This is a genomic window from Pseudoxanthomonas sp. YR558 (genome assembly GCF_900116385.1).
Lineage (GTDB): Bacteria > Pseudomonadota > Gammaproteobacteria > Xanthomonadales > Xanthomonadaceae > Pseudoxanthomonas_A.
The window spans coordinates 2,300,373-2,320,254 of record NZ_FPCI01000001.1; the positions used below are offsets into that span (position 1 = coordinate 2,300,373).

General features: G+C 64.7%; 21 protein-coding genes. 8 read left to right on the forward strand and 13 right to left on the reverse strand.

All coding sequences use genetic code 11. From position 1 onward, the window contains the following. The first annotated feature begins 29 nt into the window (after positions 1-29). The 3 genes from BM365_RS10745 (at position 30) to BM365_RS10755 (ending at position 2,371) form a co-directional block, all read left to right on the forward strand. Complete coding sequence (locus tag BM365_RS10745) at positions 30-1,061, forward strand: class 1 fructose-bisphosphatase (RefSeq protein WP_056880224.1); 1,032 nt, start codon at positions 30-32, stop codon at positions 1,059-1,061. Between the two features lie 61 nt (positions 1,062-1,122). Continuing rightward, positions 1,123-1,656, forward strand: a complete 534-nt coding sequence (locus tag BM365_RS10750) for a hypothetical protein (protein WP_093489047.1) — start codon at positions 1,123-1,125, stop codon at positions 1,654-1,656. Positions 1,657-1,672: 16 nt separating this feature from the next. Next, positions 1,673-2,371, forward strand: coding sequence for a 2OG-Fe(II) oxygenase (locus BM365_RS10755; RefSeq protein ID WP_093489049.1), 699 nt, complete (start codon positions 1,673-1,675; stop codon positions 2,369-2,371). Between the two features lie 25 nt (positions 2,372-2,396). On the opposite strand, the gene BM365_RS10760 is transcribed toward BM365_RS10755, so the two are convergent. Further along, positions 2,397-3,485, reverse strand: coding sequence for a PA0069 family radical SAM protein (locus tag BM365_RS10760; RefSeq protein ID WP_093489051.1), 1,089 nt, complete (start codon positions 3,483-3,485; stop codon positions 2,397-2,399). A gap of 60 nt (positions 3,486-3,545) precedes the next feature. On the opposite strand from BM365_RS10760, the gene cls reads away from it, so the two are divergent. From cls to BM365_RS10775, 3 genes are all read left to right on the forward strand, one after another. Beyond that, on the forward strand, positions 3,546-5,000 hold the full coding sequence (gene cls / locus BM365_RS10765; RefSeq protein ID WP_093489053.1) for a cardiolipin synthase: 1,455 nt from the start codon (positions 3,546-3,548) through the stop codon (positions 4,998-5,000). A 66-nt stretch (positions 5,001-5,066) separates the two neighbouring features. Beyond that, positions 5,067-5,333, forward strand: coding sequence for a hypothetical protein (locus BM365_RS10770; protein WP_093489055.1), 267 nt, complete (start codon positions 5,067-5,069; stop codon positions 5,331-5,333). A 22-nt stretch (positions 5,334-5,355) separates the two neighbouring features. Further along, positions 5,356-6,132 carry a pyridoxine 5'-phosphate synthase gene (locus BM365_RS10775; RefSeq protein ID WP_093489057.1) on the forward strand — a complete coding sequence of 259 codons (777 nt, stop codon included), beginning with the start codon at positions 5,356-5,358 and terminating at the stop codon, positions 6,130-6,132. A 15-nt stretch (positions 6,133-6,147) separates the two neighbouring features. Here BM365_RS10775 and BM365_RS10780 read toward each other — a convergent pair whose 3' ends face one another. The 12 genes from BM365_RS10780 to dnaA all read right to left on the reverse strand — a co-directional run bounded on the left by BM365_RS10780 (position 6,148) and on the right by dnaA (position 18,925). Continuing rightward, entirely contained in the window at positions 6,148-6,546 is a 399-nt protein-coding gene (locus tag BM365_RS10780; protein ID WP_093489059.1) for an ExbD/TolR family protein, read from the reverse strand. Between the two features lie 155 nt (positions 6,547-6,701). Further along, positions 6,702-7,112 carry an ExbD/TolR family protein gene (locus tag BM365_RS10785; protein WP_093489061.1) on the reverse strand — a complete coding sequence of 137 codons (411 nt, stop codon included), beginning with the start codon at positions 7,110-7,112 and terminating at the stop codon, positions 6,702-6,704. Positions 7,113-7,115: 3 nt separating this feature from the next. Then, positions 7,116-7,541, reverse strand: coding sequence for an ExbD/TolR family protein (locus tag BM365_RS10790; RefSeq protein ID WP_093489063.1), 426 nt, complete (start codon positions 7,539-7,541; stop codon positions 7,116-7,118). Positions 7,542-7,586: 45 nt separating this feature from the next. Further along, positions 7,587-8,336 carry a TonB-system energizer ExbB gene (gene exbB, locus BM365_RS10795; RefSeq protein WP_056879953.1) on the reverse strand — a complete coding sequence of 250 codons (750 nt, stop codon included), beginning with the start codon at positions 8,334-8,336 and terminating at the stop codon, positions 7,587-7,589. Positions 8,337-8,415: 79 nt separating this feature from the next. Then, positions 8,416-9,090: an energy transducer TonB gene (locus BM365_RS10800; RefSeq protein ID WP_093489065.1), complete on the reverse strand. Its 675-nt coding sequence runs from the start codon at positions 9,088-9,090 to the stop codon at positions 8,416-8,418. Positions 9,091-9,250: 160 nt separating this feature from the next. Then, positions 9,251-10,462 (reverse strand): tetratricopeptide repeat protein, encoded by a 1,212-nt coding sequence (locus BM365_RS10805; RefSeq protein ID WP_093489068.1) that lies wholly within the window; start codon positions 10,460-10,462, stop codon positions 9,251-9,253. Between the two features lie 132 nt (positions 10,463-10,594). Continuing rightward, positions 10,595-11,401, reverse strand: a complete 807-nt coding sequence (locus BM365_RS10810) for a M48 family metallopeptidase (protein ID WP_093489070.1) — start codon at positions 11,399-11,401, stop codon at positions 10,595-10,597. 69 nt (positions 11,402-11,470) lie between these two features. Next, complete coding sequence (locus BM365_RS10815) at positions 11,471-12,292, reverse strand: CPBP family intramembrane glutamic endopeptidase (protein WP_093489072.1); 822 nt, start codon at positions 12,290-12,292, stop codon at positions 11,471-11,473. A gap of 10 nt (positions 12,293-12,302) precedes the next feature. Beyond that, a complete protein-coding gene (gene gyrB / locus BM365_RS10820; RefSeq protein WP_093489074.1) occupies positions 12,303-14,768 on the reverse strand; it encodes a DNA topoisomerase (ATP-hydrolyzing) subunit B in 2,466 nt (821 codons plus the stop codon). A 112-nt stretch (positions 14,769-14,880) separates the two neighbouring features. Next, entirely contained in the window at positions 14,881-15,987 is a 1,107-nt protein-coding gene (gene recF / locus BM365_RS10825; protein ID WP_093489076.1) for a DNA replication/repair protein RecF, read from the reverse strand. Positions 15,988-16,177: 190 nt separating this feature from the next. After that, positions 16,178-17,278, reverse strand: coding sequence for a DNA polymerase III subunit beta (dnaN, locus tag BM365_RS10830; RefSeq protein WP_093293937.1), 1,101 nt, complete (start codon positions 17,276-17,278; stop codon positions 16,178-16,180). Between the two features lie 315 nt (positions 17,279-17,593). Further along, positions 17,594-18,925: a chromosomal replication initiator protein DnaA gene (dnaA, locus tag BM365_RS10835; protein WP_093489675.1), complete on the reverse strand. Its 1,332-nt coding sequence runs from the start codon at positions 18,923-18,925 to the stop codon at positions 17,594-17,596. A 279-nt stretch (positions 18,926-19,204) separates the two neighbouring features. Between dnaA and rpmH the strand changes: the two genes are divergently transcribed. Next, a complete protein-coding gene (gene rpmH / locus BM365_RS10840) occupies positions 19,205-19,345 on the forward strand; it encodes a 50S ribosomal protein L34 (RefSeq protein WP_027083663.1) in 141 nt (46 codons plus the stop codon). Positions 19,346-19,436: 91 nt separating this feature from the next. Next, positions 19,437-19,877 carry a ribonuclease P protein component gene (rnpA, locus tag BM365_RS10845; RefSeq protein WP_093489078.1) on the forward strand — a complete coding sequence of 147 codons (441 nt, stop codon included), beginning with the start codon at positions 19,437-19,439 and terminating at the stop codon, positions 19,875-19,877. Positions 19,878-19,882: the final 5 nt, after the last annotated feature.

Below are 19,882 nucleotides of genomic sequence, written 5' to 3' on the forward strand. Positions count from 1 at the left end.
TGCGCGCCACCTCCGTCGTGGACCCCATCATGCCCGCTCCCGCTCCGTCCGCCGTCTCGCTGAGCCGCTACCTGATCGAAGAGCAGCGCGCCGGCCGCATCAGTGCCGACTTGCGCCAGCTGATCGCGGTGGTGGCCCGCGCCTGCACCAGCATCTCCATCGCGGTGAGCAAGGGCGCGCTGGGCGGCGTGCTGGGCGACGCCGGTACCGGCAACGTGCAGGGCGAGGCGCAGAAGAAGCTGGACGTGCTGAGCAACGACATCCTGCTGGAAGCGAACGCCTGGGGCGGCCACCTGGCGGCGTGCGCATCGGAGGAAATGGACCACAGCCAGCCGATCCCGGATGCCTATCCGCGCGGTGGCTTCCTGTTGCTGTTCGATCCGCTGGACGGCAGCTCGAACATCGACGTCAACGTCTCCGTCGGCACCATCTTCTCGGTGCTGCGTTCGCCGGACGGCGTGACGACGCCGGGCGACGAACACTTCCTGCAGCCCGGCCGCGACCAGGTCGCCGCCGGCTACTGCATCTACGGGCCGAGCACGATGCTGGTGCTGACCACCGGGAACGGCACGCATGCGTTCACGCTGGACCGTGAGCAGGGCGCGTTCGTGATGACCCAGCGCGACATGCGCATTCCGGAGGAAACGAAGGAATTCGCCATCAACATGTCGAACCAGCGCCACTGGGAAGCGCCGATGCAGGGCTACGTCGACGACCTCCTCGCCGGCAAGGAAGGCCCGCGCGGCAAGGACTTCAACATGCGCTGGATCGCCAGCATGGTGGCCGATGTGCACCGCATCCTGACCCGTGGCGGCATCTTCATCTACCCGTGGGACCGCAAGGATCCGGGCAAGGCCGGCAAGCTGCGCCTGATGTACGAAGCCAACCCGATGGGCCTGCTGGTCGAACAGGCCGGCGGCGCCGCCAGCACCGGCCGCGAGGACATCCTGTCGCTGCGCCCGACCCAACTGCACCAGCGCGTGCCGGTGTTCCTCGGTTCGAAGAAGGAAGTCGAGGCGGCCGTCGGCTACCACCTGGCCCACGACACGGCGGCGGCCTGAGCGGCAGCGCGACGGCTAGAATCGCGCTGGTGCGGAATGTTCCCTCCGCCGGGAGCAACGAGTGAAACGACTGCAGACGCGATTGGCGATCATCGTGCTGGCCTACCTGCCGGGCATGGTCGGCGCTCAAGCCGCTGCCGAAACCGATGAAGCGAAGTTCGTCCGACTCACGCGCCACCTGGAGCGCTTTCCGCTAGACCCGGATGCGAAGCCGATGCGCGCCTGGCTACTCCAATGGGCCATCGAGACACCGGACATGGTGGTGACGGCGTGCGACTTCCTGGAACCCAAGCTGGCGGTGGACTCGTACTACGGCGGCATGCTCTTCATGCAGATCCTGTATGGCAACGCCGCTTGGCAGATCGCGCATCCCGGACAGCGCGCCGACCCAGTCGCTCCCCAGATCGCGGGCGTGCGCAGCGCACTGAAAGCCTATGGCGAGATCAGCATCGAACGGCCGGACGCGCAAGTCCCGGCATTCGACGAACTGATCCTTGCCGAGCAGCGCGGCACGTTGGAGACGTTGCTGGAGCCCAAGATCCTGCGCGCGTGCCGGAAAGAGGGTAGCCCTTCGAACGGCAAGGCTTCCACCTGATGGGGAACATGTCCGCATGAGCGCCGACTTCATCGAGGTCTACCACGACGCGCTGGATGCGGAGACCTGCCGCGCCATCGTGGCGCGTTTCGATGCCAGTCGGCAGGACCAGCCGGGGCAGGTCGGTGGCGGACACCATCCGGAGCTCAAGCACAGCCGCGACATCAGCATCAGCGGCCTGGTCGAGTGGCGCGACGTGGAACAGCGCCTCAACCTGGCCGTGCTCGCCGGGCTGAAGCAGTACCTGCGCACTTATCCCTTCAGCCTGATCGCGCCGCTGATGCTGCAGCAGCCGGGCGCGGACGGCCAGTTGCACCGCCTCGGCTACGAGGACGTCGCGAGCATGGACGACGACGCGCTGATGCGGCTGGTCATGGCGGTGTTCGTGCCGGGCCGGATCAACCTGCAGCGCTATCCCGCCGGCGAAGGCGGTTATCCCTACTGGCACTGCGAGTTGTTCCCGAAGGGCGCCGATGCCGAATCGCTGCATCGGCACGTGCTGTGGACGCTCTACCTCAACGAGGGCTTCGAGGCCGGCGAAACCGAATTCTTCCACCAGCAGCGCAAGATCGTGCCGCGCACCGGCAGCCTGCTGATCGCGCCGACCGCCTTCACCCACACGCACCGCGGCAATCGTCCGGTGGGCGGAGACAAGTACATCGCCACCAGCTGGATCCTGTTCCAGCGCGCCGAGCGGCTATACGGCGGGCGCTGAGGGAGGCGCGCATTCGTGCTTCCCGCTAGAACAACTCCCCCTGCGCCGATGCAGCGCGCGGCGGTACGAAGCGCGTACAGTCGAATGGCGGGTGTCGCCGACCCTCGAAGCCGAAACGCTTCAACGCGAGGGCGAAGCGGCGCGACAGCAGATCGGCGTAGACGCCTTCGCCGCGCAAACGCGTGCCGAAGCGGCTGTCGTAGTCCTTGCCGCCCCGCAGTTGTTGGACGGTACTCATCACGTGCGCGGCGCGGTCGGGTAGGTGGGTCTGCAGCCAGTCGCGGAACAACGGCGCCACTTCGTGCGGCAGGCGCAGCAGCACATAGCCCGCTGCGGTGGCGCCGGCGTCGTGCGCGGCTTCGAGCACCGCTTCCAACTCGTGGTCGTTCACCCACGGAATGACCGGCGCGAACATCACACCGACCGGCACGCCGGCCTCGCTGAGCCGCTTCACCGCTTTCAGCCGGCTGTGCGGCGCGGACGCGCGCGGCTCAAGTCGCGAAGACAGGCTGTTGTCGAGCGTGGTGATCGACAGGTAGACGTGCACGAGGTTCTCGCGTGCCATGGGCGCCAGCAGGTCGAGGTCGCGTTCGATCAATGCGTTCTTGGTGATCAGCGAGACCGGATGCTTCGTCTCCGCCAGCACCTCCAGAAGGCGGCGGGTCAGTTGCAGCTTCCGTTCGGCCGGCTGGTAGGCGTCGGTGTTGATGCCCAGCGAGATCGGACTGGGTTGGTAGCCGCGCTTCGACAGCTCCTTGCGCAGGATCTCGGGCGCGTTCGTCTTGGCGTAGATCTTGGTTTCGAAATCTAGGCCGGGCGACAGGTCGAGGTAGGCATGGGAGGGTCGCGCGAAGCAGTAACTGCACCCGTGTTCGCAACCACGGTACGGATTCAGCGACTGCTCGAACGGGATGTCCGGCGACTGGTTGCGGGTGATGACGCTGCGCGCGACTTCCTCGTGCAGCTCGGTGTGGGGTGCCGATGCGATGTCGCCTTCGGTATCGGCGTCGTGCCACCCATCGTCCATCGTCTCGGGCGTGGTCGCGGCGAACCGCCCCGGAAGGTAGCCGGTGGAGCCTCGTCCCTTGATGCCGGGGTGTCGCGACGTCGCCATGCGGGCCAGCTTACGCCCGTGCCGTCGCAGCCCCCGCGACACGGCATATAGAATCGCTTCATGCGCGACGCTCTGACTGCCCTCTGGGACACCCTCGGCTCACTGCCCAACCTGCAGCTCTGGGTCACGGTGGCCTGGCTGCTTTACCTCGTGCCGCTATGTTCGTGGATCATCCTGCAGAAGCGCGAGCCGGTCGCGACGCTCAGCTGGCTATTGTCGCTGGCATTGCTGCCGTATGTCGGCTACCTGATCTACTTCCTGTTGGGGCCACAGCGGATCAAGCGCCACCAGCTGCGCCGCACGCGTTCGCGCGAGGGGCTGGAAAGCTACGAGGTGTTCGCGCCGACCGATGGCAACAGCGCTGAGTTGCCCATGCTTGCGCAGAAGACGACGGGCCTGCCGCCTTCCACCGCGACTTCAGTACAACAGCTGGTGGATGGTTGCGCCACGTACCAGGCCATCCTCGATGCGATCGCGGCCGCCGAGAACCATATCCATGTCGAGTACTACATCTTCAACGGCGACAGGACCGGCCAGCGCGTACTGGACGCGCTGACCGCCAAGGCGCGCGAGGGCGTGAAGGTGCGGTTGCTGCTGGATGCGGTGGGATCGAACCGATTGCGCAAGCGCGCGCTCGGTCCTTTGGTTGACGCCGGCGGTGAATACGCGTGGTTCCATCCGACCAAGTTCCGTCCCTTCACCCGGCCGTGGCTCAACCTGCGCACGCACCGCAAGATCGTCGTGGTCGACGGGCGCGTGGCGTTCACCGGCGGCATCAACGTCACCGACGATGAGGACGAGTCGTTGCGTGAGGATGCGTATCGCGACCTGCACCTGCGGCTGGAAGGCGAAGTCGTCCGCAGCATCCAGCAGGTCTTCGTCGAAGACTGGGTCTACGCCACCGGCCAGCAGCGCAAGGATTTCCAGGGCACGCGCCTGTGGAGCGCGACCGAGTCCAACGTGCAGGGTGGCATTTCTGCACAGGTGCTGGTGTCGGGGCCGGATTCGGCATGGGAACCGATCCACCGCATGAAGGTGGCGGCCATCCACGAAGCGAAGCAACGCGTCTGGCTGGTGACCCCCTATTTCGTCCCGGGCGAGGCCGCGCGCATGGCGCTGACCTCCGCGGCGCTGGGCGGCCTGGATGTACGTCTGGTGGTGCCCAAAGTCAGCGACTCGCGGCTGGTCACGCTGGCGGCGCGCTCTTACTTCGACGAATTGCTCGCCGCGGGCGTGAAAGTCTACGAGTACGGCCCGCGGATGATGCACAGCAAGGCGCTGCTCTGCGACGACGCGATGGCCATCATCGGCAGCGCGAACTTCGACCACCGCAGTTTCCGCCTCAACTTCGAGATTTCGATGATGTTCCGCGATCGCGGCGTGGCCGGGACACTGGGCCAATGGCTGGAGTCGGAGATTGCCGCCAGCGAACCCGTCCGGGTCCAGCGCGACCGTTCCTTGTGGCGACACCGCCTGCCGGAGGCGCTGGCTCGGCTGATGTCGCCGTTGCTGTGAAGCAGGGCGTTTTTTGCCCCTGGGCGGAGGCGGTAAGATGCGCCCATCAAGCCCCGGGGGTGGACGATGCACTGGCTTTTCCTGTTGATGGCCGTCGGCAGCATGGTGATGGCTATGCGCACGACCTCGATGGCGCTGATGGTCGCCCTGATGCTGGCGTCGCTCGGACTGTTCGTCGCATGGATCGTCGGCTGGTACGGTCGCCGCGTCGGCGACAGCAGCCGCGACCAATCGGCGATGATCGATCCCGGCGAGCTGCGCCGCCTGCGCGAGATGGCCGAAGCGCGGCGCAACGCCGCGCCCTCCGCTTCCGAGCCGCCATCGGCGACCTGACGCCCGCTCCAAGGACGGTGCCATGACCCTGCTCAGCGTCAACGTCAACAAGATCGCCGTGCTCCGAAACTCGCGCGGTGGCAGCGAGCCGGACGTCGTGCGCGCTGCGCGCACGTGCCTGTATGCGGGCGCTCATGGCATCACCGTGCATCCACGCCCGGACCAGCGCCATATCCGTCCCGATGATGTCCTCGCCTTGGCCGCGCTGGTGGACGAGAGTGGCGTCGAGCTGAACATCGAGGGCAACCCATTCGCGCCACCGCGTGATGGGTACCCAGGCTTCCTGGCCCTATGCGATGCCGCGCGTCCGGCTCAGGCCACGCTGGTGCCGGATGGGGACGGCCAGATCACCTCCGATCACGGCTTTGATTTCGCCCGCGATGGCGAACGCTTGGCGCCGTTGGTCGCCGAACTGAAGGCCCTCGGTTGCCGGGTGAGCCTGTTCGTCGATGCTGGTTGCGAGGGTCTGGAAACCGCCGCAAAGATCGGCGCTGACCGGATCGAAATCTATACCGGCCCGTTCGCGGAAGCGGCGGCGCGCGGCGATGCTTCTATCGAGCTCGCCCGTTGCGTGCGCACCGCGCGCGAGGCCCAGGCATTGGGGATGGGCGTCAATGCCGGCCACGACCTCAGCCAGGGCAATCTGGAGGAGTTCCTTGAGAACGTCCCGGATGTGTTGGAAGTGTCCATCGGGCACGCGTTGATCGGCGAAGCCCTGTACGCGGGACTGCAGCGCACCGTACAGGCATATTTAGCGATCCTCGACGACGCGACAGCGGCGGCGGAACACCGCCGCTGAGCGCCACCGCGCGCGTCAGTCGCGCATGACGATGTTGCGGATGCCGCTGGCCTCGGCCTGCGCCAACGCATCCACCAGTTGCTGGTATTCGGCGCCCTCGACCGCTTCCACCTGGAGCACCGTCTTCGGGTCCGACAACCGCGCCTCATCCATGAGAATGCGCAATGCCGACAGCGTCACCGGTCTGTCGTCCAGCGTGTAGGTGCCGCCCAAGCCGACGTTGAGCACCAGGTCGTTGGGTGGCTGCTGTTCGATCTGTCGGTCCGTGCGCTGCGGCAGGACTGCATCGATCGGCCGTGACAACAGTGGCGCCGTAACCATGAAGATGACCAGCAGTACCAGCATCACGTCCACGAGCGGCGTGATATTGATCTCGGCCAGTTCCGAACGACCTGCAGGAGCGGAGAACGCCATCGCACACCTCCTTACCGTCGGGATTGGCTCCGACGCTACGCCCGTCTCCTCCGGGTCGCAAGAGGTCTCGCCAAGCGGACGGGGCAACTGCCTTGTCCACGCAAAGAAAAACGCCGCCCAGAAGGGCGGCGTTCAAAAGGCATTGTGCGTCAGGGTTACTGCACGAAACCAATCTTCATCATCTGCGCGTTCTTCGCGGCGGCCAGGACCTTGGCCATCACGTCGTAGTGCGCTTCCGACTTCGCTTCGATGCGCAGCTCCGGCTGGTTCGTCGGGTCGCGCTGGACCTCCTGTTCCATCCGCTGCTGCAGGTCGGCCACGCTCACCGGGCTGTTGTTCCAGTAAATCGTGTTGTCGGCCTCGATACGCAGGTCGATCGGCGGCGGCGGCTCACGCAACTGCGGCGGCGGATTGATCACGCGCTGCGGCAGTGCCACCTCGATCGGATACGTCATGATCGGCGCGGTCACGATGAAGATGATCAACAGCACCAACATCACGTCCACGAGCGGCGTGACGTTGATGTCGGCCATGGGGCCCTTGCTTCCACCACTACTGAATGCCATGGCTTACTGCCCCTTCTGTTTCGTGGCCACGTAGCCGATGTCCAGCATGCCCTGGCTCTGCGCGATCTTCGTGACGTCGGCGATGGTGCCCATCTTCGTCGTCTTGTCGCCACGCAGGTTGAGCTTCGGCTGAGGCTGGAGCTGGGCCGCGCTCGAAAGGCGGGATTCCAGGATTTCCTTGGACACCGGTTCGTCGCCCCAGAACAGATCCCCGTTCTCCTTCACCGAGATGGTGATCGGCGGGGTCTTCGGCGCTTCCTTCTCCTTGTCCTGGATAAGGTTCGCCTCGGGCAGTTCGATCTTCACCTTATGCGACATCAGCGGCGCCGTGATGATGAAGATGATCAGCAGGACCAACATCACGTCCACGAGGGGCGTGACGTTGATCTCGGCCATCGGGCCACCGCTATTACCACTACTGAAAGCCATGACGGGCTCCGTCTAGAACGTTGCGTTGACTACTTGACCGCCGGCTCAGCGAACGCGCGAGCCGGTGGCGAAGAAGTCGTGCAGGTCGTGCGCGAACGTATCGAACTTGGCGATGACGGCCGCGTTCGTCTTGCTGAAGAAGTTGTAGGCGAACACGGCCGGGATCGCGACGAACAGACCGATGGCGGTCATGATCAGCGCTTCACCCACCGGGCCGGCAACGGCGTCGATCGAAGCCTGGCCGGTCGCACCGATGCGGATCAGCGCGCCGTAGATGCCCCACACCGTACCCAGCAGACCCACGAACGGCGCGGTCGCACCGACGGTGGCGAGCAGCGTCATGCCGCCCTGCAGGTTGGTGCTCTCACGGGTCACGGCCTGGCGCAGGGCGCGATCGACGAACTCCGAGCGGCTCAGGGTCTCGCCCGAACCTTCCGAACGCTGGTGGTGAGCAGCCGCCTGGGCGGCGTCCAGCGCGATCTTCGAGAACGGCTCGTTCTTCGGCTGTTCTTCCATCAGACGGATGGCGTCCTGCGCGTTCGGGGTTTCCCAGAAGGCGCTGGTGACGCGGTCAGCCTGGCCCTTCAGGCGGGTGCTGCGAAGCACGTTGATGACCGTCCAGTACCAGGACATGGCGGACATGATGACCAGGGTGAGCAGCACGACCCAGGAGACGATGAACTCGCCGGGCTTGCTGATCATTTCGCTGATCATGTGCTCGAAGCCCATTTGCGACAGGGCGTTCGCGGCGTTGGTGCCCCCGGCGGCGGCGGCGAAAAGGGTTTCCTGCAGCATGACGCTTACCTTTATATAAGTGTTGATTGAGGGTATTGCGGGTTACGAGCGAAACTGGGGACGAGAACGGAGGCCGTCCTCAACCACCCATGTTGAAGTCGACCGGCACGCGGACGCGGCCTGCGGCCTTCTGGCCATTGACCACCGAGGCGTTGAAGCGCCACTTGCGGGCCGCCTCCATCGCCGCGCGGTCGAGGTCGCGGTTGCGGCTGGACTTCTCCACCGACACGTTGGTCACGTTGCCGTTGGCGTCCACGTCGATGATCAGGATAACCGTGCCTTCGATACCGGCGCGCGCGGCGGCGGGCGGGTAGCGGGGCGGGTTCATGTTCTTGGACGAAATGTCCACGCTGGCGCCGATGTCCGGCGTCGGCGACGGCGGGGCCGGCGGCGACGGCGGGCTCACGATGTCGGTCGGTCGCGGCTCGGCGATGTCGACCGGCGGCGCTTCCGGCGGCGGCGGCAGTGGGGTGGTCTTAGGCGGCGCCAGGTTCTTCACCGGCGGCGGCGGAGTGTCGTCCTTCGGCGGCGGCGGCGGCGGCGGCGGGGGAGGCGGCGGGGCGTCGACGATCACCACGGAGGTGCGACGCTCCTGCTCCTTCTCCGCCGGCGGAGCGACGGCCGGGATCAGCAGTGCAAGCAGGGCTGCTGCGTGCAGTGCGATCACGAAGGCAATACCGATGATACGGGGCCAGTTGAGGCCCGTGTCCTCTTCTTGGTCCCGATACCTGTTGATGACCAGTTGTTCAGCCATGCGCCAATTAACTCAAGGTTGATACGGGCGCCAGGGCGCCTCGTTAGTTCTGGATTCTGCCGGCGAGCTTTTCACCGGCGGAATCCCCAGCTTATACCAATCCGGCTCCCCGGTGCCATCATCCGTATGGATTTTTGGCCTTCGGTGTCACGGATTCCCGTTACGGGAGCGCGATGATCTTTTTCGCGTCTTCCGGCTTCTTCAGACCCTTGTCCAGCGCCGCCCGGGCCGCGACCTTGGCTTCGGGGATTCGGCCTTCCTGCCACAGCACCCGGGCGAGGTTGAGGTAGGTGTCGCCGTTCGTGCCCAGCGGCGCGGCCTTCTGCCAAGCCTCGATCGCCTGCGGGATCTGCTCGGAATAGTAGTAGGCCTGCGCCAGGGCGAGCTGGGTCTGGAAGTCCGGCTTCAGCAGCCCCTTCTGCAAGCCCTCGTTGACGACGGAGATGACTTCCTTCTCCTTGCCGTCCATGTTGGCGTAGGTGATAAAGAGCTGCTTGTAGTCCTTCTCTTCGGTCATCAGGCCGGAGCTGCGCATCTTTTCGAGCACAGCGGCCGCCTTGGCTTCCTGCTCGGAGTTCAGATAGATGCTGGCCAGGTTCATCTGGGCACGCTTGTCGTTGGGCGACTTGGCTGCCATTGCTTCGGCGACCTTCAGGGCATCGGCGGTCTTGCCGGACTCCTGATAGCAAACCATCAGAATCTGGGTCCAGTTGTCGACCTTGTCCTGCGGGTTGGTCGAGGTCTCGATCGCTTGTTTCAACGGCGCAATGCAGTCCGCGTAACGCTCGGCCTGGTAGAGGTACTGGCCCTGGAACGCGAGATCTGCCGGCCGCTTGCTCTTGGAGTCCGCGAAATACTTGTCCAGCGTGGCGAAACCGTTGGTGTAATCGTCTTTCTGCAGCTGGATCTGCGCCAGCTGCAGCTGCAACTGGAAGTGCTGATTGTTGCTCAGCGCATTCGCATCCACCGCCTGCTTCAGGTACGCCTCGGCACCCGCTTCATCATCGGTGTTCAACGCCGCCTGCGAGGCGATCTGGGCGGCTAGTGCCTTGTCGTAGTTGTTGGCGGCTTCGTTGGCGATGATTTCATCGGCCAGCGTACGGGCGGCGGCATATCCCTGCTGCTGCTTGGCTTCGTCTTCCTGCTCGATGGCCTTGTTATAGGTCTCGATCAGTTTGTTGAGTTTGGTCTGCACCTTCGGCGACCCTTTGACCGTCGGCTCCTCGCGCGTGGCATCGGGGAACAGCACTTCTTCCTTTTTCTGCTGCTGTTCGTTGCGACGGGCAGCGTCTGCGTCGAAGGCGACGCCGCCAGCAAGCGCGCCAAACAGCGCAAGGCTGAGCAGGGTGGTCTTGGGGGTCAGGAGCTTCATGTCAAACCTCGTGGGGCCTTGCGGGAGATGCCACTGCATCCCGCCCGCGTGCGGGGCCGGCAAAACTAACAGAAACCGAGGTGAGGCGGATACCGTTCCGTGTGCTGCTACGCAGCAATACCGGACCGTGTGTCAGCCGCATTTCGGTGCGTTTCCGGCCTTCCTGGCCGCCTCGTACGTGGGCACGAGGGTGGGCGCATCGCGTTCCAGTTCCCGGATGCGATTGGCCGGATCGGGGTGGGTCGACAACCATTGCGGCGATCGGCCGCCGCTGGCGGCCATCATGTTCTGCCAGAGGCCGACAGCCTGACGCGGATCGAAACCCGCTTGCGCCATCAATCGCTGTCCGACGATATCGGCTTCGCTTTCCTGCTCCCTCGAGCCTGGGAGCAGAAAGACCGTTTGAGCGGTCATGCCGCCGATCTGGCTGGCCGTATTGGCAGCGCCCTGACCGTAGCGCGCGCCGAGCAGGGCACTGATGACTCCGACGCCCGTCTGCGCGCCCATCTGGCGGGTGATGCGCTCTTCATGGTGGCGCGCAATCACATGGCCGATTTCATGCCCAAGCACGGCGGCCAACTGGTCCTGGTTCTTGGCGACGGTGAAAATGCCGGTATTCACGCCGACCTTGCCTCCCGGCAACGCGAACGCGTTGGGCTCGTTGTCGGTGAAGACCGCAGTCTCCCACGCGACGCTGCGCTGCTCGGGTGGGAGCTGCCGAACCAGCGCATTGACCACGCAGGTGACGTAGGCGTTCTGTTTTGCGTCCCGGTTAAGGGTCTCCTTTGCCTTGGTCTCGGCAAAGGCCTGCGCGCCCAACTGGTCCAGCTGGGCCTGCGAAACACCGCCCACCATCTGCGTGCGGCCGGTGGGCGAGGTGGTGGTCGCGCACGCCGTCATGCTCAATGCGACAGCGAAAGCCAGTATCCGAAGTTTCATGCGCGCCCCCTGCGGCGGTGTACACGGCAGGAGTCTGGAGAAGGACATCTTAAACTTTCGTCAATCACATTAAGCCTGCGCACCGCTGTAAACCTGAAGGACAGCGAGCGCTAGCGCATTGTTCAGGATATGAGCCCCAATGGGCGCCCAGAGTGTCCCGGTGGCCCGGTACAAAGCCGCGAAAACGGCACCCATCCCGGCGTAGACGACGATCAGGAACAACGTGCTGGTCGCCGGCTTGCCATTGAGGCCGGGCATCTCGTGCACCAGGGCAAAGACCACACTGCTCAGCAGCAGACCGAGCATCGGCCAGCCTGCCTGCCAAAGCCGCCCGAACAGCACGCGACGGAACAGCAGTTCCTCGTAGAGCGGTGCCAGGACGACGGCGAACAACGCCAGGAACACGGGGTACTGCGCGAAACCGGCTTCGATCAGTTCCAGATTGCTCGGCGTGAGATCAAGGCCGAGTGCCCGTCCTAGGCCGGTCAATAGAGTACTGAGAAGGAAGGTCGCCACGCCTCCCAGCAGGACAAGCCACCACGTCCGCGGACGCCGTGTCGCAGTCCAGGACGTGGATCGCTCGATGGAGGTCGCGCGTCGGCGCCAGAAGTACAGCACCAGGGCGGCACCCCCGGTACTGACGAGCGTAAGCAGGATCAGGAACAGCACCGGCGGTGTTCCGACCGCTGACTGCAACTGCGCTGCGCTGAGGTCGTTGCCTTGCCGCGCCAATTGCACGCCGCGCCATGCAGACCAGCCGAAGATACCCACCATCATCGTCGAGAACGACAGCAGGATCGCCAATACGACATCCAGCGCGAACGCGGACAACGCAGCGCGCAGCGGCGCGTTGCCGCCGGCCTGCGCCGGATCGTACGGGCTCGTCGTCATCCCCGAGGCGTCACACGTCGAGGTTCGAGACCTTCAGCGCGTTGTCTTCGATGAATTCGCGGCGTGGTTCCACCACATCGCCCATCAGCGTGCTGAAAATCTGATCGGCGGCGACTGCGTCTTCGATGCGGACCTGCAACAGACGACGCGTATCGGGATTGACCGTGGTGTCCCACAGCTGCTCGGGATTCATTTCGCCCAGGCCCTTGAAGCGCTGGATGCTGCGACCCTTCTTGGCTTCCTCGAGCAACCACGCCTGCGCATCGGCGAACGTGGCCACCGGTTGCGCCTTGTTGCCGCGGATGACCTGCGCGCCTTCGCGCACCAGACCGTGCAACAACGATGCGGCCTCGCGCAGCGGACGCAGTTCGCCGCTTTCGAAGGCCGACAGCGACAGCACCTGCACCAGTTCCTCGCCCATGTGTCGGCGCATCGCCAGCAGCGCGGCAGGGCGCTGTTCGGTCGCCGGCTGCAGCGTCAGCGAATAGCGTGCACTGCCGAGGCTGCCACGATTGAGCTTGGCTTCCAGTGCGGCGAGTTCATGGCGCTCGTCGATGTTCTGCTGCAGGTGCTCCGCGTCGAGCGGCGTGAAGTCGATCAGCGACTCCAGCAGCACCGGATCGTAGCGGTGCGCATTGCGCGCGATGGTGTCGCGGGCGGTGGTGAAGACGAGCAGCAGCTTCTCGAGTGCTTCGCCCGAAATCGGCGGCTCGCCATCGGCGGGCACCAGCGACGCACCTTCGACTGCGTTGTTCGCCAGGTAGACGTTGAGCGCTGCGTCATCCTTGAGATAGAGCTCCTGCTTGCCCTGCTTGAGCTTGTACAGTGGCGGCAGGCCGATATAGACGTGGCCGCGCTCGATCAGCTCCGGCATCTGCCGGTAGAAGAACGTCAGCAGCAGTGTGCGGATGTGCGAACCGTCGACGTCGGCGTCGGTCATGATGATGATGCGGTGGTAGCGCAGCTTGTCCGGGTTGTACTCGTCCTTGCCGATGCCGGTGCCGAGTGCGGTGATCAGGGTGCCGACCTCGGCGCTGGCGAGCATGCGGTCGAAGCGCGCGCGTTCCACGTTGAGGATCTTGCCGCGCAGCGGCAGCACGGCCTGGTTCTTGCGGTTGCGACCCTGCTTGGCAGAACCGCCCGCGGAGTCGCCCTCGACGATGAAGAGTTCGGACAGCGCCGGATCCTTCTCCTGGCAGTCGGCCAGCTTGCCGGGCAAGCCGGCGATATCCAGCGCACCCTTGCGGCGGGTCAGGTCACGCGCTTTGCGGGCAGCCTCGCGGGCGCGGGCGGCGTCGACGATCTTGCCGGCGATCGCGCGGGCCTCGTGGGGGTGTTCCTGCAGGAACTCCTCCAAACGTGCACCGAACGTGCTCTCAACGACCGGTCTGACGTCGGAACTGACCAGTTTCTCCTTGGTTTGCGAGGAGAAGCTGGGATCCGGGACTTTGACCGACAACACGGCGATCATGCCTTCGCGCATGTCGTCGCCCGACAGGTTGACCTTCGCCTGCTTGGCGATGCCGCTCTGTTCGATGTAGTTCGTCAACGTGCGCGTCAGCGCGGCACGGAAGCCGATCAGGTGGGTACCGCCATCCTTCTGAGGGATGTTGTTGGTGAAGCAGAACATCGTTTCCTGGTAGGCGTCGGTCCATTGCAGCGCGACTTCCACCGTAATGCCGTTCTGTTCGCCACTGACCGAGATCACGTTCGGATGCAGCGGTGTCTTGAGGTGGGCAAGGTGCTCCACGAAGCTGCGGATGCCGCCTTCGTAGTGGAAATCGTCGTGGCGGCCTTCGCCGCGCTCGTCGACCAGCACGATCTTGACGCCGGAGTTGAGGAACGACAGCTCGCGCAAGCGGCGGGCCAGGATGTCGTAATGAAACTCGACGTTGCCGTGGAAGGCGGTTACCGATGGCCAGAAGCGCAAGGTGGTGCCGCGCTTGGTGGAGTTTTCGATCTGGTTCAACGGACCCAGGGCGGCACCGTTGCTGTATTCCTGGCGATAGTGGAACCCGCCCTGGAAGATATCCAGCTGCAGTTTTTCAGAGAGCGCATTGACCACGCTCACGCCCACGCCGTGCAGGCCGCCAGACACCTTGTAGCTGTTGTCGTCGAACTTGCCGCCTGCGTGGAGCACGGTCATGACGACTTCGGCGGCAGACACCTCACGGCCGAGCTTGGCGCTCATTTGCGCATGCTTGCCGACCGGAATGCCGCGACCGTTGTCGGAAACCGAGACCGAACCATCAGCATGGATGGTGACCGCCACATGGTCGGCATGGCCGGCCAGCGCTTCGTCGATCGAATTGTCGACGACCTCGAACACCATGTGGTGCAGGCCCGTGCCGTCATGCACGTCGCCGATGTACATGCCGGGACGCTTGCGAACCGCTTCCAGCCCTTCCAGGGCGGTGATGCTGTTGGCGTCGTACGTATTGCCGTTCGGTGCAGAAGAGGTCGTTTCGTCGGTCATTCGCTTCGTGTCGGCTTCATGGCGGGCGCCGCGCCACCGGGCCGGTGGGCGCATTGCGGGAGCCAAGGGATCAATGCGGAATTATAGCACTGGTGGGCACTTAGCCCCTGTTTCAAGGCTTGGGCAGACGCTGGACAATGCCTTGTTCCACGTGGAACAAGGCGGGTCGAACGACAGACTCATCCAAGCCTGGGGGTGCTTCAGTCCCCGTGATGAACACTTGAGCGCCGCTGGCCAGCAGCCGCTCAAGGATCCGGCGCTGATGATGCCGATCCAGCTCGGACGCGAGGTCGTCCAGTGCGATCACCGGCCATTCTCCGCGGCGACGGGCGAAATCCTGGGCCTGTGCCAACAGGCAGGACAAGGCCGTCAGCTTGGCCTGGCCCCGCGAGAGGGTTTCGCGCTGGGGTAGGGTGGAGTAGTCGATGCGCCAGTCGGCCCGATGCGGTCCTACGGTGGTGTAGCCCGCAGCCCGATCCCGATCCCGTGCTAGCAGCAGCGCGTCAGCCAGCGACAGTTCGTGTCGGCGCCAGCCCGGGGAAAATTGCAGCGACGCCACTCCAAGCGAAGGGGCCAGTTCACGGACAACCGTAGCCAGGTCGTCCTGAAGCGCATCAAGGTACCCCTGGCGATGGGCCGTGAGGGGTTCTCCTGCTTCCGCGAGCTCGTGGTCCCAGGCATCGAGCTGCCCACCACCAATGCCCGCCTTCAACAGCGTATTTCGCTGCTTCAAGGCACGGGCATAGCGACGCCACAGGGGAAGGAAGCCTCCTTCACGCCCCTGTTCCACGTGGAACAACCCCCAATCCATGAAACGACGGCGAGGTTCGCCGCCGCCCGTCACCAAGGCGTGGCTCCCTGGCTCGAAGCTGACGACGGCCAAGGCGGCACAGAGATCGCCCAACTGGGCCACGTTTTCGCCATCAAGCCGACCGGTCCACGCCTGGCCGCTATGCCGTAGACCGGCCCGCCGCTGGCGTCCCTGGGCATCTTCTCGCCATTCGACGAACACCTCGATAGCGTCGGCACCTGTTCGCACTAACCCGTCCCGCACCCGGCCCCGAAAACTGCGGCCATAAGCCATCAGGTGCAGGGCCTCCAGCAGACTGGTCTTGCCGGCGCCGTTGTCGCCCGTGATCAGGTTAAGTCCGGCCTCCGGCGCCAACGACACGTGGGGAAAGCGTCGCAGTCCACTGGCCTCCAGCCGAGTCACCCGCATCGAGACGCCCTACGCGGCGTATCGCGAACGAAATCTGGGAGGGGCGCAGGGCGATCGGACGACGGCGACATGGCGGGAATTCTACGTGAGCGATTTCCAGTACCGGGCCGCTGCCACCTCCCTGGACCCTGAAACGGCATCGCCCGGCGTGTGCCGGGCGAAGCGTTGTGTTCCACGTGGAACAGGCTCGTCAGAGGCGCAGCGGCATGACGACGTGGCGCGACTTCTCGCTGCTGGCCTCGCGGACCAAGGCAGAGGAGTTCGCATCACGCAGCTGCAGGACGATGTGCTCGTCGCGCAGCGCCGACAGCGCATCCAGCAAGTAGTTCACGTTGAAGCCGATCGCCAGGCCATCGACCTTGGTGTCGGCCTCGATCTCTTCCTGGGCTTCTTCCTGCTCCGGGTTGTGGGCGCTGATCTTCAGCTGACCCGGCGACACCTCGACGCGTACGCCCCGGTACTTCTCGTTCGAAAGGATGGCGGCACGCTGGAGCGCAGCGCGCAGTACTTCACGATCCAACAGCACTTCGCGGTCCGCACCAATCGGGATCACTGCGGCGTAGTCGGGGAAGCGGCCATCGATCAGTTTCGAGGTGAAAGTGACGTCGTCGCGCTTCACGCGGATATGACTGCGACCGACTTCCAGTTCCAGACTGCGGTCGCCGCCTTCCAGTAGCCGCTGGAGTTCGGTTACACCCTTGCGCGGCACGATGATCTGGCGCTTGCCGACCGGCGCGCCTTCGAGCTGTGATTCGCACAGGGCCAGACGATGACCATCGGTCGCCACGCAGCGTAGCGTGCGCTCGCTGAGGTCGAACAGCAGGCCATTGAGGTAATAGCGAACGTCCTGCTGCGCCATCGCGAAGGAGGTGCGTTCGATCAGCTCCTTGAGCGTCGCTTCCGGCACTTCGATCCGCTCGGTGGCTTCCACTTCGTCGACCGACGGGAAATCGTTGGCCGGCAGGGTCGCCAAGGTGAACCGGCTGCGTCCCGCCTGCACCGTCACCTTGTCGCCGGTCTGGCTTACGGTGACTTTGCTGCCATCGGGCAATGCGCGAATGATGTCGAACAGCTTGCGCGCGGGGATCGTGGTTTCGCCGTCCTGCGCGTCGTCCACGGCGCTGCGGGAAATCATCTCAACTTCCAGATCGGTACCCGTCAGCGACAGCTGTCCGTTCTGTACCTGCACCAGAAAATTCGCCAGGACCGGCAGGGTCTGCCGGCGTTCGACCACGTTGACCACCTGGGCCAAGGGCTTGAGGAATGCTTCGCGCTGCAGACTGAAACGCATGAGTGTGGGAGCCCCTTCGCTTTTGATTTTAGGACTAAAAACTTAAAAGCTGGTGGTGATGGTAGGGCGAAAAACACGGGAAAACCTACCTAACACCATGATTATTAATGCTTTTATGCCACCCGCAACCCAGTGGACAGGGCGTAGCGAAGTGGTGCGGGAACTTGTGGATAACTTCAGCCCCCAAAATGCTGCACATCTTGTCCACAACCGATCCCGCCGATTGTCCACGAAGTTGTGCGTTGCGACCGTCGCCGGGGTTTCCGACAATGGCCCCACGGTGATCGCAGGCCCGATGCGAAGGCCTGAGGGGCCTTACTCGCTGAGCTTGCGGATCAGCTTGTCCCAGTCCTCGCGCAACTTGCCGTCGGCCTCCATGAGGCTGCGGATCTGGCGACAGGCGTGCAGCACGGTCGTGTGGTCACGACCGGCGAACGCATCGCCGATCTCCGGCAGGCTGTGTTCGGTCAGTTCCTTCGCCAAGGCCATCGCCACTTGCCGCGGACGCGCCAATGAACGCGTGCGCCGCTTGGACAGCAGGTCCTTGATTTGCAGACCATAGTAGTCTGCCACGGTCTTCTGGATATTGGGGATGCTGATGGCCTGCTGCTGCGCGCGCAGCAGGTCGCGCAGGGTTTCCTGGGCGAACTCCGGTGTTATCGCCCGCCCCGTGAAGTTGGCCCGGGCCGCCAGGGTGTTGAGCGCACCTTCCAGATCGCGCACGTTGCTGCGCATCTTCTTGGCGAGCAGGAACGCCACGTCGTCGGGAATCTGCGCACCACGCTCATGTGCCTTGGCCAGAACGATCGCTGCGCGTGTTTCGAAATCGGGCGGATCGATCGCCACGCTCAGGCCCCAGGCCAGGCGCGACTTCAAGCGCGGCTCCAGGCCCTCCACCTCGCGCGGATAGCGGTCGCAAGTCAGGATGATCTGCTGGCGGCCATCGAACAGCGCGTTGAAGGTATGGAAGAACTCTTCCTGCGTGCGGTCCTTGCCGGCGAAGAACTGGATGTCGTCGATCAGCAGCGCATCCACTTGCTGGAAGCGGCGTTTGAACTGGTCCATCGACTTTTCGATTAGCGCCTTGGTCATCGCGCTGAAGAACTGTTCGCTGCGCAGGTACAGCACGCGCGCGGCCGGATTCTGCCGGCGTAGCTCGTTGCCTGCAGCGAACATCAAATGGGTCTTGCCCAGACCGGTACCGCCGTAAAGCAACAGCGGGTTGTGCGCGCGGTCGCCCGGCTTCTGCGCGGCCTGCCAGGCGGCGGCGCGGCCGAGCTGGTTGCTGCGGCCCTCGACGAAGTTGTCGAAGGTGTAGTGCGTGTCCAGATTGCCGTCGAAAGGCTCCACCGGCGTAGCGTTGGCGCGCGTACCACCCGCAACAGCCGGTGCGGCACTTGGCTCGGCAGGCTTGTTGCGCGAACCGATCTCCAGCGACACATCATCGTGCCCGGCGAAATGGTCGAGCAACTCGCGGATCCGGCCGAGATAACGCTCGCGCACTTGTTCCACGATGAACGCGTTGGGTGCGTACAGCACCACGGCATTGCTGCGCTGCTCGGCCTGCAAGGGCTTCAACCAGGTGTGTACGTCCTCGGCCGGCAATTCGGCTTCCAGGCGTTCGAGGCAACGGGGCCAGGCATCCATCAGGTGGAACAACTCGCGATAGGTATTGGGGTCGAACACGCTGTCCCGCGATGCCGGCGCCGGTATCGCGAAGGTGTCGTCGATGGGGCCGGCCAGACTACCACCGGGGCCCGGACCCGCCAACGATCCTGTGCATAAGATGTGGATGAATGGACGAACGGCGTGCCGACCCCGCATCAGTCGGACCGCTTGCGATGAAAGTGGAGGGGGAGTTGACCGTAAGCCGGTGCTTCCTATAGAATTTCCGGTTCTTTCCACCCGAACACGCCCGAGGGCCCCATGGCCACCAAGCGCACTTACCAACCCAGCAACCTGAAGCGCAAGCGCGACCACGGTTTCCGTGCCCGTATGGCCACTGCCGATGGCCGCAAGATCCTGGCCCGTCGCCGTGCCAAGGGCCGCAAGCGCCTGACCGCCTGATGGCGACTTGGCCGCATCGCGCGGCCAAGGCACCCATGCGTTCCTTGCATCACCAGAAGCCCGCCCGGTCACGAGCGGGCTTCTTGCTGATATGAGCACCGGCTTCCCGCGTTCCGCGCGGGTACGTGCACGCGCTGACTATGCGCGCGTGTTCGACAGTGCCCGACGTACGTCCGATCCCCTGATGAGCCTGCACTGGCTGCCGGGCGACGGCCCTGCGCGCCTCGGCCTGGCCGTGTCGCGCAAGGTGGATACGCGCGCCGTGATGCGCAACCGCATCAAGCGGCAGCTACGCGAGCATTTCCGTCGACTGCGCGACCGCCTTCCCGGCGGCGACTACGTCGTGGTCGCGCGCGCGCCGGCGGCGAAGGCCGAGCCGCTCCAGCTGCGCGCCACGTTCGAACGCGTCCTGACCCGTGCTGGCGCATTGCCCGCATCGGCACCGGGCGGCACAATGCCGCCGGGCTTGAATTCGCCGCCGCCGCCACCCACTCCTCCTTCTCCGACCAAACCGGTTCCCGACGCCGGTTGAGACTG